The 13,573-nt window shown below is 69.1% G+C and carries 11 protein-coding genes and 1 tRNA gene; 3 read left to right on the top strand and 9 right to left on the bottom strand.

The genetic code is table 11. The annotated features are described in order from the left end of the window. Nucleotides 1-454: 454 nt before the first annotated feature. Nucleotides 455-2,419, bottom strand: a complete 1,965-nt coding sequence (locus tag ACQ0O7_RS42360; RefSeq protein ID WP_430791575.1) for a hypothetical protein — start codon at nt 2,417-2,419, stop codon at nt 455-457. Between the two features lie 275 nt (nt 2,420-2,694). Between ACQ0O7_RS42360 and ACQ0O7_RS42355 the strand changes: the two genes are divergently transcribed. Further along, nucleotides 2,695-3,408 carry a class I SAM-dependent methyltransferase gene (locus ACQ0O7_RS42355; protein ID WP_430791574.1) on the top strand — a complete coding sequence of 238 codons (714 nt, stop codon included), beginning with the start codon at nt 2,695-2,697 and terminating at the stop codon, nt 3,406-3,408. Between the two features lie 55 nt (nt 3,409-3,463). Here ACQ0O7_RS42355 and ACQ0O7_RS42350 read toward each other — a convergent pair whose 3' ends face one another. From ACQ0O7_RS42350 to ACQ0O7_RS42335, 4 genes are all read right to left on the bottom strand, one after another. Further along, the gene (locus tag ACQ0O7_RS42350; RefSeq protein WP_430791573.1) at nt 3,464-3,994 is read right to left on the bottom strand and encodes a YbhB/YbcL family Raf kinase inhibitor-like protein; all 531 of its coding nucleotides are present in this window, start codon (nt 3,992-3,994) and stop codon (nt 3,464-3,466) included. 302 nt (nt 3,995-4,296) lie between these two features. Continuing rightward, a complete protein-coding gene (locus ACQ0O7_RS42345; RefSeq protein WP_430791572.1) occupies nt 4,297-5,280 on the bottom strand; it encodes a C40 family peptidase in 984 nt (327 codons plus the stop codon). A 233-nt stretch (nt 5,281-5,513) separates the two neighbouring features. Then, the gene (locus ACQ0O7_RS42340) at nt 5,514-6,131 is read right to left on the bottom strand and encodes a DUF4352 domain-containing protein (RefSeq protein WP_430791571.1); all 618 of its coding nucleotides are present in this window, start codon (nt 6,129-6,131) and stop codon (nt 5,514-5,516) included. A gap of 150 nt (nt 6,132-6,281) precedes the next feature. Then, nucleotides 6,282-7,244, bottom strand: a complete 963-nt coding sequence (locus ACQ0O7_RS42335; protein WP_430791570.1) for an NAD(P)H-quinone oxidoreductase — start codon at nt 7,242-7,244, stop codon at nt 6,282-6,284. A gap of 67 nt (nt 7,245-7,311) precedes the next feature. Between ACQ0O7_RS42335 and ACQ0O7_RS42330 the strand changes: the two genes are divergently transcribed. Then, a tRNA-Ser gene (locus ACQ0O7_RS42330) sits at nt 7,312-7,396 on the top strand. Nucleotides 7,397-7,511: 115 nt separating this feature from the next. Here ACQ0O7_RS42330 and ACQ0O7_RS42325 read toward each other — a convergent pair. From ACQ0O7_RS42325 to ACQ0O7_RS42310, 4 genes are all read right to left on the bottom strand, one after another. Further along, the gene (locus ACQ0O7_RS42325) at nt 7,512-8,246 is read right to left on the bottom strand and encodes a LytR/AlgR family response regulator transcription factor (RefSeq protein ID WP_430791569.1); all 735 of its coding nucleotides are present in this window, start codon (nt 8,244-8,246) and stop codon (nt 7,512-7,514) included. After that, nucleotides 8,243-9,436, bottom strand: coding sequence for a sensor histidine kinase (locus tag ACQ0O7_RS42320; protein ID WP_430791568.1), 1,194 nt, complete (start codon nt 9,434-9,436; stop codon nt 8,243-8,245). The genes ACQ0O7_RS42325 and ACQ0O7_RS42320 overlap by 4 nt, the downstream gene beginning before the upstream one ends. 13 nt (nt 9,437-9,449) lie before the next feature. Then, the gene (locus ACQ0O7_RS42315) at nt 9,450-11,030 is read right to left on the bottom strand and encodes a sugar transferase (protein ID WP_430791567.1); all 1,581 of its coding nucleotides are present in this window, start codon (nt 11,028-11,030) and stop codon (nt 9,450-9,452) included. Nucleotides 11,031-11,195: 165 nt separating this feature from the next. Beyond that, nucleotides 11,196-12,053, bottom strand: a complete 858-nt coding sequence (locus tag ACQ0O7_RS42310) for an Fpg/Nei family DNA glycosylase (protein ID WP_430791566.1) — start codon at nt 12,051-12,053, stop codon at nt 11,196-11,198. Nucleotides 12,054-12,147: 94 nt separating this feature from the next. On the opposite strand from ACQ0O7_RS42310, the gene ACQ0O7_RS42305 reads away from it, so the two are divergent. Then, a complete protein-coding gene (locus ACQ0O7_RS42305) occupies nt 12,148-13,323 on the top strand; it encodes a glycosyltransferase family 4 protein (protein WP_430791565.1) in 1,176 nt (391 codons plus the stop codon). Nucleotides 13,324-13,573: the final 250 nt, after the last annotated feature.

The raw sequence follows: 13,573 nt of genomic DNA, 5'->3' as shown, positions 1-13,573 counted from the left end.
CCCTACTTGGACTGAGCATGATGGCTATGTGGACTCTCCACAGCCCGAAGTTCGCCGCATAACCGCTGGTCAAACTGTTGGAGCGCTCCCATTAGGACAAAGCGGCATGAGGCGTAGATCATGAAAATTATCGACACTATTCGGACTGAAAAAGATTTTCGCCCGGGGATGCCGTGAATTCACTCGGGGAAATGTGCGTACTCCGTATACGGCGAAGACCGCATTCCCGAAAGAATGCGGTCGGGCGCGGAGACGAATGGTCTCGACGCGCGGTCCGTGCCGGCCCTACGGCCGCCGTGACGCCTACATAGCGTCGCTACGGTTCCGTCCCGTCATCATAACGTGAGGATCCCACGGAAAAGCAAGCTCTCCGCTTGACTTTCCGAACCGGATCCGTGGAGCACACAGCGAAGCGGCCGCCGGATAGCCCGGCGGCCGCTTCGCGCGCGAAGGGTCAGAAGGGCTCGCCGCCGGTCAGCACCGCGTCGGGGTTGTCGACCAGGTGACGCACGTCCCAGACCCACGCGCCACCGGTCCAGGTGGGCCGGAAGCCGAGCAGGTCGGACATGGTGCGCAGCATCTCGATGTCCCGGGTCTGCGGGGTCAGCACGACCACGCCGGCCTTCCAGAACCGCAGGTCGGCCAGGGTCATCTCGCGCCGGGCATCGGTGATCTCCGGGACCGGGTTGCCACCACGGATCGAGGAGATCAGGCCGCTGGTCGGCCGCCACGGCGGGGAGAACATCGCGGTCCGGTCCGACGGATCCTGCGGGTTCTCGTTCGGCAGCAGCGCGTACGCCCCGGCGATCCGCATGTCCTGGCCGGTCATCGCGGTCCAGCGCAGCGGGTCGGGGTAGTTGCTGTCCGGCAGCGGCAGCGTGACCATGGTGTGCTCGTCGTCGATGTACTCCCGCCAGGCGCCCGAGGTGACGAAGTCCGGCACCGGGTCCATCGGGGCGGTGGCCAGCGGACGCGGCACCAGCGGCAGCAGCGCCATCGCGACCGCGGTGATCATCGCGATCCGGACCGGCCCCCGGGAGGACGGCTGACTGCGCATCAGGCCGGCGGCCTTCTGGATGGCCAGGGCCAGCAGGATGCCGACCACCGGCGCGATCGCCATCGCCCACCGGGTCGGCACCGCGGCGTTGAGCACCGGCAGGTAGTGCAATGCGGCCCAGATGCCCGGGACACCGGTGTCGACACCGTTGAGCACGATCCGCGGGCCGAGTGACATGGCGCCGAAGAGAAGCGCGATCCCGCCGAGGGTGAGCACCGCGCGGGACCGGCGCATCCAGATCAGCAGGCCGAAGAAGAGGACGATCAGGCCCCAGCCGAAGAAGGCGTTCTCCTCCGCCGGGTTCTGGGTGAGCCGGGCGGCGGTCGCCGAGTCACCGGCCACCGAGTGCCGCGAGTAGGCCGGGAAGGACGCCAGGTCGGCGCCGAAGTTGCGGACGAACTCGGCCAGGCCCTGGTAACTCTGCGGGCCGAAGAACTGGACGCTGAGCGGGTAGGCGAGCACGGCCAGCGTGGTGATCGCGGTGACCCCGAGGGCGCGCAGGAACGGCAGCACCTCGCCGGTGTGGCTCTTGCGCCGGAACACCGCCATGATCGCGCAGAAGAAGCCGAGGCCGACCGCGGTCATGAAGAGGATCTCGAGGTTGATGAAGGCCTGCCAGATCAGCAGGCCGGCCAGGAGCAGGCCGTTGCGCACGGCCCGGCCGGGCACCCGCAGCTCCAGGGTGCGCCAGATGATCAGCGGGACCAGGAACTGCGAGACGATGTTCGGGTGGCCGCCGGCGTGCGACACCATGCTCGGGGCGAAGGTGCAGAAGAGCGCGCCCACCCAGGCCGCCGCCCGAGAGGTGACGAAGCGGCGCGAGAGCACCAGATACCACGAAGCACCGGTTAATGCCAATGCGCCGGTGAGAAATACGTTGAAGGCCACATGCGGGCCGAACAGAAGAGTGACGGGCGTCAGTGGCAGGGAAACGGCCAACACTGAGGTGTTGGCCATCATGTTCACCCCGTCGGGGTAATTCAAGCGATCCGAGAAGAACGGATAAGCGCCATCCGTGAGCACGCGCGCACCGTGCGCCAGCATCCACTCGAAGAAAGCCTGATCCTGCGGATCATCGCGCAACTCATGATCAAGATTGAGCCACAACGGCGCGGTCAGCATGAACGCCGCGATCACGAATGTCGCGATCGCGGCAACGTCCCGCCACGTGAACAGGCGGCGTCCGACCTGCGGTTTCTCGGTCTCCGCTGGGGAGTCCGGAACCGTTGGCGCGGTCACCGTCGTGTTTGACCCGAGGGCTATCAGCTCCGCGTCCAGGTCGTCATCGGCGGTCACTTGGCTCGGCGGCAGAACGTTCTCGCCGGTCGACTGGCCTGTCGAGTTCAAACCCGTAATCGTCATAGCATCGGCGAGCCTAACCGAGGATTCCAAGAAGCCAGCGGTGTGCGCCCCACACGTGATAGAGCCGATATGTACGCGTGCTTTTCGCGTGTCCAACGGAGTGTCCACCCAGTGGACTTAGCGTGGTAACCCATCCGAGTGCCCACCCACCTATGTCTCAATCAGGCCAAAAAATCAGTGGTGACCAGCGCTCAACTTTCGGATAGGCGCTTCAGATGGTTAACTTCAGCGGTCCCGCTGTCAGCTCAGATCGGCAAGATGAGGGAACCTCACCTATGGCAGACATCACTGGAGACCAGCGGATCCAGTCTGAAGTGCTCGAAGGCCTCGCCACCGCGGTGAACCACCGCCGGTGGTTCGTCGAGCTCGCTCTCCCCTACCTCGGAGACAACCCCATCGAGATCGGCAGCGGTCTCGGGGACTACGCGATCGAGTGGGCGGAGCATCTGCCGAAGTTCACCGCGACCGAGGCTGACCCGGACCGGCTCGTCCTGCTCAAGGAGCGGATGGACGAGTACTCGAACATCGACGTGAAGCAGATGCTGCTTCCGGCCCAGGACGCGAACGCCGAGTACAGCGCGGCCGTGTCGTACAACGTCCTCGAGCACATCGAGGACCACGTCGGCGCGCTGCGGAGCATGAAGGAACTGGTCCGCCCCGGTGGCCGGGTGATCATCATCGTCCCGGCGTTCATGTTCGCGATGAGCCAGGTGGACATCGCCACCGGGCACATCCGGCGCTACACCAAGAAGACTCTCAGCGCCGCCTTCACCGAGGCCGGCCTGGAGATCGAGAAGCTGCACTACGCGAATGCGCTGGGGCTTCTCGGCTACTACACCGCCACCAGCATCTTCAAGCTGGCCCCGAAGGAGGGGCCGATGGTGAAGATCTACGACAGTGTGGTGCTGCCGGTGACCAAGGCCGCCGAGAAGGTCGTCCGCCCGCCGTTCGGGCAGTCGGTGTTCTGCGTGGCCCGCGTTCCGCGCTGACCGATTTCTATACAGATAAAGCCGCCGGCCCCGCGCCGGCGGCTTTCTCCGTCTGCTACCCGCGGACCTGGAAGGTCGGGCGGATGGTCGCCCGGGCCAGGGTGTGGAACGCCAGGTTGAACCCGACATAGGCGGGCGACGCGTCCGCGGTGACCTCCAGCGCGTCGACGTCGATCGCGTGCACCGCGAAGACGTACCGGTGGACGCGGTCCCCGGGTGGCGGCGCCGCACCGCCGAAGTCACGCTCGCCGTAGTCGTTGCGGACACAGAACGCCCCGTCCGGCAACGGGTCGACGCCCCGGTCCAGGCTGGTGACCGACACCGGCAGGTTGACCAGCACCCAGTGCCAGAACCCGCTGCCGGTCGGCGCGTCCGGGTCGAAGCAGGTCACCACGAAGCCCCGGGTCTCGGCCGGGAAGCCGGACCAGGACAGCTGCGGCGACAGGTTCTTCCCGCCCACGCTGGTGTGCGCGAACAGCTCGTCCAGCGGCTGCCCGTCCGTGACGTCCGCGCTGGTCACGGTGAAAGCCGGGACCTGCGGCAGGAGATCGTAGGGATCGGGCGCCAAGACGCGGTCAAGACTCATATCTGGCCTCCGGCGACGTGGTGGTGAACTGATCAGGTTTTCCCACGATGCGCCGAGACTAACCGTTCGATATGACCAGGGTCTTTCGTCCAGGTCACCGGGTGTCGTCACACCATCGGGTAAACGCACAGGTGGTGCGCATGCGACAGGCCGACCTCGGTGATGCTTCTGTCAGACATCCGACCGGGTGTGCGCGGCCGAGATCCCCGCGCCTGGTCGTGATCGGCTGCCGTACGGCACGGTGGTCAGCGAGTCGGCACCCGTCGGATCGGCGGGTGCTGACTGCTGCCCGGGCTCTCCCCTCAGTGCAGCCGGGACACCGACAGGCCCTGGTAGACCTTGCGGTAGACGACCCCGGTGCGGCTGTTCCCCGCGTCGATCATCATCCCCTTGCCCATGTAGATGCCGACATGACCGCGGCCCACCACCAGGTCCCCGGGACGTGCCGAGGAGCGGGCCACCGCCTTGGCCCGGCGCGCCTGGCCACCGGACGAGTGCGGCAGGCTGACCCCGGCCTTCGCGAAGGCCCGCTTGGTCAGCCCGGAGCAGTCGAAGCCGTGCGGCCCCTCACCGCCACGGACGTACCGTTTGCCGACCTGCGATTTGGCGTACGCGATGACCGCCCGCATGTCCCGGGTCCCGGTACTCCGCGCGACCTTGCGGGCCTGGCCCCGTTTCCCGAAGACCGTCCGCTTGCGCTGCACCTTGATGGTGGTGCGATCCACCCGGACGGCCGGCCGTTCGGCGGCCCGCCGCTCCACGGTCCGGCTCTCCTCGGCCTGGTTCCCGGTGGCGCGGCGCTCCCTGGCCGGATCTCCGGTGGACCGGCCCGCCGCCTCCCGGCGCTCGGCCGCTCGGGCCGCGTTCCGCTCCGCCGCCCGGATCGCCCGGATGGCCGAGCGGGTCGCCTCAGCCGGGCGGATCACCTCGGCCTCACGGGCCACTTCGGCCGGGCGGCGGGTCACCTCGGCCGGCCGGCGCAGCGCGAACGGCAGCGGTCCGGTCCGCAAGGCCCGGCGCGGCATCGCCCGCGAGGCGCGTTCGACGGAGTCCCGCCGGCTCCGCAGCCCGTCCAGCAGCACCGCCGGGTCGATCCCGGCGTCGAACTGGAACTCCTGCGAGCTGTCCCGTGGGGGCCGCGCCGCCGGGTGCACCCCGGTTTCCGGCGGCCGATCCACGAGCTCGGGTGTTGCGGGCTGGGTCACGGGCGCTGCCATCGCCTCGTGCTCGGCCGGGTCTAGGGCCGGCGCGATGACGGCCAGCGCGAGCGCGCCGGCGGTCAGCACCCGGCGGGTGGACGAACCGTGCAGTGTTGCCTCCGAAATAGGCCCGGGGCACTCACGCGAATCCCATCATCACATGGCCGAAACCGCTGGCCATGTTTTAGCCGCCGTTGAAGGTGGGCAATGGGAACCCGGACAACCGTGCGTATTCCGTGGACCATGCCAACACAACATCGAATCCGCTGGGGCACGATTCACATAATTGATCCCCGATCACGAACCGATAAACGCTGCGTTCAGCGCGGATCCGGGAGGGTCACCCGTACTCCTGCGGTGGACATGCCGTCACTCAGTTCAGCGTCGCTCGGACGTGCTCCGACCGGCATGTCGAAGGGGAGCACACCGGTCACCGTGTCCCCCGGGTCGATCTCGTTGAGAAGTGTGGCATCACGATCGTTGAGAAAGACCGCGGCCTGTTCGGCAACGGCGTAGGCTACGCCGTCAGCGTCCCGAACGCGTTGTGCACCGCTGTCGAACAGCACCGGTTCCCGGCCGTTGTTCGTCACTTTCACATCGAGCAGACAGAATTGCCCGGTGGCTTCCTGGGCTAGGCCACTCGGGCCCACCGAGTCCACCCCGCAGCGCACTCCGGTCACATCCACGTCGAATCCGCCGAGTGCCGAGTCGACCGGCGCGGCGGTCACCGTCATCACCGGGGGAGGGGTGGTGACCACCGCCCAGGCGCCGAAGGCGACCAGTCCGGCCGAGGCGGCCATCCCACCGGCGATCCAGATCCGGGCGCGCCGCTCGTCCGGACCGCCGGCGCGTGGTCGCCGGGGAGACGCGTGCCGGGCCGGCGCCCGCCGGGTGGATTCCCGGCGGGCGGAGTCGGCACGATGCGGTGCGTAGGTCACGGTGTCCCCCAGCGCTCGGCGGCAGCCGCGCCCGGGCCGGACGCGGTGTCCGTCCATGCTGGGTTCGACGCGGCCGGATATCGCTGCGACTCGCCGCATATCCGACCTTATCGGTCATATCGCTTCGTTTCCGTTCACTCGAACGAGGTATCAGCGCTGGAGAACGATCTTCCCGAAGTGGTCACCCTTCTCCATCAGCTCGTGCGCGGACGCGGCTTCGGCCAAGGCAAACGTGGTGTGCATCACCGGCCGGATCAGGCCCGCCGCGATCAACGGCCACACCTGATCCCGGACACCCGCCACGATCCGCGCCTTGTCCGCCGCCGGACGGGCCCGCAACGACGTCGACGACACCCGGCCCCGCTTGGCCATCAGCCGGCCCAGATCCAGCTCCGCCGTGGTGCCACCCTGCATGCCGATCACTGTGATCCGGCCCTCCGGGGCCAGCACCGCCACATTCCGCGCCAGATACTTCGCGCCGATGATGTCCAGGATCACGTCAGCACCACGGCCGCCGGTGTGATCCAGCACCGCCCGTACGAAATCGTCGGTCCGATAGTCCACGGCCAGCTCCGCGCCCAGCGCGCGCAGCCGCTCATGCTTCTCCGCCCGCGCCGTGACCAGTACCTTCGCCCCCAGTGCCACCCCCAGCTGGACGGCGAACGTGCCGATCCCGGACCCGCCACCGTGCACCAGCAGCGTCTCGCCCGGCCGCAGCCGGTCCCGGTCCACCACGTTGGACCACACCGTGCAGGCCACCTCGGGCAGCGTCGCCGCCTCCACCAGCGACAGCCCCGCCGGCACCGGCAGCAGCTGCCCGGCCGGCACCGCCACCCGCTCGGCATAGCCACCGCCGGAGAGCAGCGCGCAGACCCGCTCGCCCACGTGATGCCCGGTCACCCCCGGGCCCACCGCGCTGATCACCCCGGAACACTCCAGACCCGGATAGGCCGGCGCCCCCGGCGGCGGTGGATAGAACCCCTGCCGCTGCAGGACGTCGGCCCGATTGACCGCCGACGCTGTGACATCGACGACGACCTCCCCCGGGCCGGCCTCCGGATCGGGCACTTCGGCCCAGGTCAGCTGCTTGTCCTCGATCACGATCGCGCGCATACGGCCGACTCTGCCCCACCGGTACGACAAGTTCCAGGCGCGAGTGGCAGACTGTAGCGGCACCACGGGAGGATTCGCCTAGTGGCCGATGGCGCCGGTCTTGAAAACCGGTATGGGGAAACTCATCGTGGGTTCGAATCCCACATCCTCCGCGAGCAGCACCCGAAGCCCCGGCCGAGAAGGTCGGGGCTTTTTGCACACCGGGGCGGGCCAGCCTGTGGATAACTCTGTGGAGAACCTTGTGGGGCTGTGGATAAACGTGTGGATTCAGCGGGTCCAGTCGTGCTTCGCGGCTCTGATCAGGCGATCCTTCAGGTCACGGGTGTGTCGGCGGCTCACCGGCAGCTCGACACCGTCCACCGCCACCACATACCCCGAACCGGTCAGGCGCAGCTCGGTGACCAGGCGCAACTGCACCAGGTAGGAGCGATGGATGCGGACGAAACCGGCGTTCGCCCAGCGCTCGGCCAGGGTGGCGAGCGAAACCCGTACCAAATGGGAGGTCTCTCCGGTGTGTAACCGCGCATAGTCGCCCTGCGCCTCCACCCAGCGCACCGACGACCGGGGCAGCATCCGGGTCGTCCCGGCCAGCTCCACCGGGATGGCCGGCTCGTCCTGAGGGGCCGGGGCGACGGCCGCCCGCAACCCGGCGACACGCCGCAGCGACTCGCCCAGGCGCTCGGCCCGGACCGGTTTGCGCACGTAGTCGGTGACCCCCAGATCGAAGGCGTCGACCGCGCCGTCGTCGTAGGCGGTCACGAACACGATCGCCGGCGGCTGGGCGAACCGGCGCAGGATCCGGGCCAGCTCCATGCCGTCCAGGCCGGGCATCCGGATGTCCAGGAAGACCGCGTCGACCTCGGTGTCCCGCAGCACCCGCAGCGCCTCGGTGGCGTCGCCGGCCCGGTGCACGTGGGCCACCCGGCCGTCCGCGTTCAGCAGATAGGCCAACTCGTCCAGGGCCGGCGGCTCGTCGTCGACGGCGAGCACCACGAGACTCATGCCCGCACCTGGGGATGGAACTTGGGCACCCGCATGCTCACTTTCGTCCCCGCGCCGGGACCGGTCTCCACCACCAGACCGTGATGATCGCCGAACACCGATCGCAGCCTCTCGTCCACATTGACCAAGCCGACGTGCTGCCCGTCCTCGGTGTCCGGCGAGGGGGTGCCGAACAGCGACGGATCCATGCCGACCCCGTCGTCCTCGACGGTGATGTGGCACTCGGCGCCCGCGTCACGCGCTTCGATGCTCACCATACCGACGCCGGGTTTGCGGGACAGGCCGTGCCGGACGGCGTTCTCCACCAGCGGCTGCAGGCACAGGAACGGCAGACCGACCGGCAGCACCTCGGGCGCGATCTGCAGCCGCACCTGGAGGCGGTCCCCGAACCGGGCCCGCTCGATGGTGAGGTAGCGGTCGATCGAGCGCAGCTCCTCGGCGAGCGTGGTGAACTCGCCGTGCGCCCGGAACGAGTATCGGGTGAACTCGGCGAACTCCAGGATCAGCTCCCGGGCCCGCTCCGGGTCGGTGCGGACGAACGAGGCGATCGCGGTCAGCGCGTTGTAGATGAAGTGCGGGCTGATCTGGGCCCGTAGCGCCCGGACCTCGGCGCGGGCCAGCCGTTCCCGGGAGGAGTCCAACTCGGCCAGGGCGAGCTGTGAGCCGGCCCAGCGGGCCGTCTCCAGGGTGGCCTGGACCAGGCCGGGAGCCGGCTGATCGTCGTCCACGGCCACCAGGGCGGCCTGGGCGGCCCCGTCCGGTCCGGTCAGGGGGGTGATCACCGCCCCGCGCACCACACAGTCGACGCGGTCGCACGGGAGGTCGGCGCCGTTCAACACGACAGAACGTTCGTTCTGGACGGCCTTGCGCGCGGCGATGATCAGCTCATCCTCGTGGTGCGCGCCCCGGCCGTCGTACGCCAGACACCGCTCCCCGTCCACGATCGCCAGCCCGACCGCCCCGACCAGCACCCGCAGATGCCGGACCGCCTTGGACGCGGTCGCCGGGCTCAAGCCGGCCCGCAACGGCTCGGCCGCCAGCGAGGCGGTGTGCAGCACGTCGTAGGTGGCCCGCTGCATCGCGGTGGCGATCCCGCGCCGGGCCCGCAGCCGCAACACCGCCACCAGCGCGGCGGCGATGGCCGCCAGAACGGCGGCCACCGCCACGATGCTTCCGATCTGCCCGGTCACAGGGACAGATGATTCAGTAGGCGCCCTTACGCTTCAAGACCACGAAGATCGTGCGCCAGAGAATGCTCAGGTCGTACGTGAGCGACCAGTTGTCCACGTAGTAGAGATCCAGGCGGACCGCCTCGTCCCAGGACAGGTCGGAGCGTCCGCTGACCTGCCACAGGCCGGTGATGCCGGGGCGGACCAGCAGGCGCCGGCGCACGTCACCGAGATAGTCGCCGTCGTCGGCGGGCAGCGGCCGCGGTCCGACCAGCGACATCTCACCCTTGAGCACGTTGATCAGCTGGGGCAGCTCGTCCAGGGAGGTGGCCCGCAGCTTCTGCCCGAAGGCGAAGATCCGCGGATCGTGTTTCATCTTGAAGAGCATGCCGTCGGACTCGTTGAGCTCCTCCAGCGTGGCCTTGCGCTCCTCGGCGTCCTGATACATGGTCCGGAACTTCCAGACCTTGAACGTCCGCCCGTCGTGCCCGACCCGGGTCTGCCGGAAGAAGACCGGACCGGGGTCGGAGAGCCGGATCCCGATCGCGATGACCGCCAGGATCGGGCTGATCAGCAGCAGGCCCAGCCCGGCGGCGGCCCGGTCGATCAGGTTCTTGACCAGCCAGCCGGGGCCGGACAGGGTCGGCTCCTCGACGTGCAGCAGCGGCAGGCCCTCGATCGGGCGGATGTGCACGCGCGGGCCGGCGATGTCGGTGAGCTGCGGGGCCACCACCAGGTCGACACCGGTGCCCTCCAGCTGCCAGGCGAGGCGGCGCAGTTCGCCGGGTTCGGCGCTGGCCGAGCCGCAGACCGCGATGGTGTCCGCGCCGACCTCACGGACCAGGGAGAGCACGTCCCGGCCGGCGTAGACCGGGACCGGCGTCTCGATGCCGCGGGCGGCCGCGAAGCCGTCGGTGAGGTGGATGGCGACCGGGATCAGGCCGGCGGCCGGGCTGCGGGTGACCGCGGTGTAGACCTCGAGGGCCTCCGGCAGGGTGCCGACCAGGACCATCCGGTGCGCGCCGTGCCCGGTGTGCCGGCGGGCCAGGTGCAGCACCTGACGGGCCAGGACCCGGCCGAGCAGGATCAGGACCACCGCGCTGAGCGACACCGTGGCGACCGTGCCACGGGACAGATCGGCCTTGGTGGCGAAGGCGAGCAGGGAGACCGCGGCGACCACGGTGACCGAACTCCGGATGACCCGTTTGAACTCCTCACTGCCCAGACCGAGATAGCGGCGGTCGTACGTGCCACTGGTCCACAGCATGAGCAGCCAGCCGAGCGGCAGCGCGATGTAGGCGAAGAAGAAGAACGTCTCCGGGCCGTCGAGGAAGCCCCAGGGCCGGTTCAGGCCGGCGCGGGACTTCTCCAGGAAGCTGGCGATGTAGCTGGCGCCGAGGACGGAGAGCAGGTCCAGCATCACGAGCAGGAAGGTGTACGGCCGGTGCCAGCGGGAACGCCGGCGGCTCTGACGGCCCCAGGCGTTTCGGGGCACCCCGTTGCTCGGTGGCTGTTCCTGCCACTCGAAGCTGTCAAACCGCACGGGTCCGCTCCGGCTGCTGTCGGTGGTTGGGCGATGCAGGCTAGTAGTCACTCCGCCTACGTCCTCCCGCATCCGGAAAAAGATTACGCACCGCCACGACCTCGGGATCGTCGGTGGGCCCGCCGATACCCGTACGCGTCACAACGGTTGCCAGGGACCGGGCCACTATACCGATGGATCGGCCATAAAGAAGGAGACGATCCTGATGTATACGGACCGTCATCGTTCCGTAGCACTTCACCGGACCAGCTTGGACAGCCGGCGGTCCGCCAGCGGTTTCCCTCCGGTTTGGCAGGTCGCACAGTATTGCAGGCTCTTGTCCGCGAAGGAGACCTCACGCACGGTGTCCCCGCAGACCGGGCAGGGCAGTCCGGTGCGGGCGTGCACCCGCATCCCGGCGCGTTTCTCCCCCTTGAGTTCGGCGGCCCGCTGCCCGACCGACCGTTCCACCGCGTCCGTCTCGATCGCGCGCATCGCCTCGTACAACGTGGCCATCTGCTCGTCGGTCAGTTTGCCGGTGAGGGCGAACGGGGAGAGCCGGGCCGCGTGCAGGATCTCGTCGGAGTAGGCGTTGCCGATCCCGGCGATCACCTCCTGGTCGACGAGCACGCCCTTGATCTGGCCTTTCTTCCCACGGATCCGGGCGGCGAACTCGTCGGCGGTCACCGCCAGCGCGTCCGGGCCGAGCCGGGACACCCCCGGCACCTCGGACGGGTCGCGCACCAGGTAGGCGGCGAGCGACTTCTGCGTACCGGCCTCGGTCAGGTCGAATCCGGACCCGTCGTCGAGCCGCAGCCGGACCGCGATCGGCCCACTGCCCGGTTTGAGCGGGGCCGGTGACTTGAACGAGTCGCGGTAGTGCAGCCAGCCGGCTCGGGCCAGGTGCACGACGAGATGCAGGTCGCCGATCCCGATGTCCAGGAATTTGCCGTGCCGTCCGGCGCCGGTCAGCACCAGACCGGTCAGGGCGGACGGCTGCGGATCGTAGGTCTTCAGGGCCGCGAAGGAGGGCACTTCGAAACGTTCCACGGTGTGGCCGACCGCACGCTCGCGCAGGTAGGCAGCGAGCGCCTCGACCTCAGGGAGTTCGGGCACCGTCTCACGGTAGCGTTTTCCGCCACCTGCTTCCCGTCGCGAGCGAGGAGAGAGCGCGGCGAACCCCGCATTCCGCGACCATTAGGCTCACGCCATGAAGGTGGTGGTAGCGCACAACCGGTACCGGGAGGCGATCCCGTCCGGCGAGAACGTCATCGTCGACACCGAGATCGGCCAGCTCCGGGAGGCCGGCGTCGACGTCGTGCCGTTCCAGCGGAGTTCCGACTCGATCGGGGAGATGCCGGCGGCCCGCAAGGCACTGCTGCCGATCTCCCCGGTCTACGGCGTCGACGCCCAGCGGGAGCTGTCCGAGCTGCTGAAACGGGAACAGCCGGACGCGTTGCACCTGCACAACCCGTACCCGCTGCTCTCGCCCTGGGTGATCCGCACCGCGCACGCACACGGTGTGCCGGTGGTGCAGACGGTGCACAACTACCGGCAGGTCTGCTCGTCCGGGCTGTATTTCCGGGACGGCCACAACTGCCACGACTGCCGCGGCCGGGTGCTGGGCTGGCCGGCGATCAAGAACCGCTGCTACCGGGGCTCCGCCGCACAGAGCGCGATCATGGCGACCACGCTGGCCGTGCACCGCCCGACCTGGCGCTCGGTGGACCGGTACATCGCCCTCACCGACAAGATCGCCGCGCATCTGACCGACTACGGCATCCCGTCCGACCGGATCGTGATCAAACCCAACGGCCTGCCCGACCCCGGCACCCCCGAACCCCTCGGCGACGGCTTCCTCTATGGCGCCCGACTCTCCCCCGAAAAAGGCCTCGGCCTGCTGCTCGACGCCTGGCGCCGGCACCCCGACGGCAGCCTCGGCCCCCTGCGCATCGCCGGTGACGGGGAACTGCGCCCGCTCGCCGAACAGGCCGCCGCGGAACGCTCGGACGTCACCTACCTGGGCCCGCTGGACCGGGCCGGCATGATCGCCGCCCGCCGCGCGTCAGCCGTGGTGATCGCGGTGCCCACCTGGGAGGACGTGCTGCCCACGGTGATCCTGGAGGCGATGTCCTCGGGGCGGGCGGTGCTGGGCACCGAGGTGGGCGGCATCCCGTACATGGTCGGCACCGGCCCGTCCGCGGCCGGCTGGCTGGCCAAACCCGATCCGGAGTCGCTGGCCGCCGCGCTTCCGGCGGCCCGGGACGGGGCCCCGCTGGCGGCAGCCGCCGCTCGCACCCGCTACCAGCAGCACTTCCACCCCGGCGTACTGACACCCCGCCTGATCGCCGTCTATGCGGAGATGTCCCGGCACGCCCACCGATGAAACCTTTTCCGGTACGCCCGGCACCTCCCTGCCAAATCCACATCCACCGCCCCGTCCGCGCGAGGCGGGACGCCACCCCAGACCGCCCGGCGCCCGCCGGGCGAATGCGACCCCCAACCCCACATGCCAACTTCCGGCTCAAACGGAACCACAACGCGGCACACGGAGGCTGAGGCACGACCGCGTGCCGACTTGCGGTTCGAATCGGACCGCAACGCGGCACACGGAGGCTGAGGCACGACCGCGTGCC

It is taken from the genome of Actinoplanes sp. G11-F43 (assembly GCF_050589265.1).
In the GTDB taxonomy this organism is placed as follows: Bacteria; Actinomycetota; Actinomycetes; order Mycobacteriales; family Micromonosporaceae; genus Actinoplanes.
Note: the sequence above shows the minus strand (reverse complement) of the source record. Positions and strands in the feature narration are given on the sequence as shown.